The organism is Oleiphilus sp. HI0128 (assembly GCF_001635365.1).
The window spans coordinates 1-1,210 of the sequence record NZ_LWGG01000040.1 but is presented as its reverse complement, the minus strand read 5'-3'; the positions used below and the strand labels follow the sequence as shown (position 1 = coordinate 1,210).

At 45.8% G+C, this 1,210-nt stretch carries 2 protein-coding genes; one reads left to right on the top strand and one right to left on the bottom strand.

Annotation, left to right across the window (positions count from 1 at the left end; all coding sequences use genetic code 11):
* On the top strand, nt 1-772 hold a 772-nt coding region (locus tag A3763_RS00605; protein WP_197482650.1), incomplete at its 5' end, for a helix-turn-helix domain-containing protein.
* A 2-nt stretch (nt 773-774) separates the two neighbouring features.
* Here A3763_RS00605 and thpR read toward each other — a convergent pair.
* Nucleotides 775-1,210, bottom strand: a 436-nt coding sequence (gene thpR, locus A3763_RS00600) for an RNA 2',3'-cyclic phosphodiesterase (RefSeq protein ID WP_068759807.1), incomplete at its 5' end; no start/stop codon positions are given.

Here is a 1,210-nt window from a genome sequence, read left to right as displayed (position 1 = left end):
CGGCTATCTATCACTCGACTTTTCTCAAGGCAGTACACTGCATCTGACGGACTTATCGATGGCTGTTTTGAAAGGAGATAAGACAGTTCAGCTATGTGAGCCTGTAGATTCAAAAATCAATCAGGTTGAGAAAAAAGTGAACAAGCACGCCGATCTTAGCGAGGCTGAGCATCTTTTGTTTGAGGCATTAAAAGGGCTCAGAAAAGAAATTTCGCAGAAGGATAAAGTTCAGGGCTATACCGTTTTTTCAGATGCAAGCTTAAAAGATATGTCTCGGCTTAAGCCTGGGAACTTAGCCGCCTTCTTGACGGTCAGCGGTGTGGGGGATCATAAGTGTGAGAAGTATGGTGAACCCTTCGTTGCCTTAATATCCAGATTGGTTGATGAGAGTGATCGCTTACTTATTGATGGGCCTGTGCGGAAAAAGTTGCCGCCTAAACCTGCGCGTAGTGACTTTACTATGGCGAAACTAGGCGATACGCATCGAGAGACCTTTTCGCTCTATCAGCAAGGGCAGTCACCCAATGAGATCGCCAAAACGAGAGGTTTAAGTAAGTCTACGATAATTAGCCATATATATCGTCTGGCTTTTCATGGGGAAGACGTTGATGTCAGTACGATGATATCGCCAGAACAAATAGCGGGTATTCAGGCACAATGGCTAAGCTTGAACAAGCCTGAACGAATCAAACCAGTATTCGAGGCCTTGGGTGAGGGCTATGACTGGGAACAGATACGTTACGCGGTATGTTTGAGCGATACAGAGGTTTAAACCTAGTAGCTCTCTATAATGTCATAGTGCAGTTGCCCGCCTTTATTATGGCTACGATATAGGTGAAATTGATTAATCTGGTAAGGCCAGGCGATGGGCTCTTGATTGACGAATGCGTCGATATAGGCCTTATCCATACTGTGCTTACAGTGCGCCAACGTGATATGTGGGGTGAACAGACGGGAGTCGATTTTGATGCCCGCTTCGCGTAGTGAGTGGCTAATCATTTTTTGCAGCCGAGCTAAGTCATCATTCAGGGCGAGCCCGAGCCATAAAATGTTCTTACTCTTTTTAGGGGAAAAGACTCCGGTTTGAGTGAAGTGAGTACTAAAGGCATTGAATTGGATATTCTGCAGTGCTTGGCTGACCACCTTAGGCTCTGCTTCACCAATAAACTGTAAGGTCATATGCAAGAGTTCAGGGCGAAGTAAGCGAGCG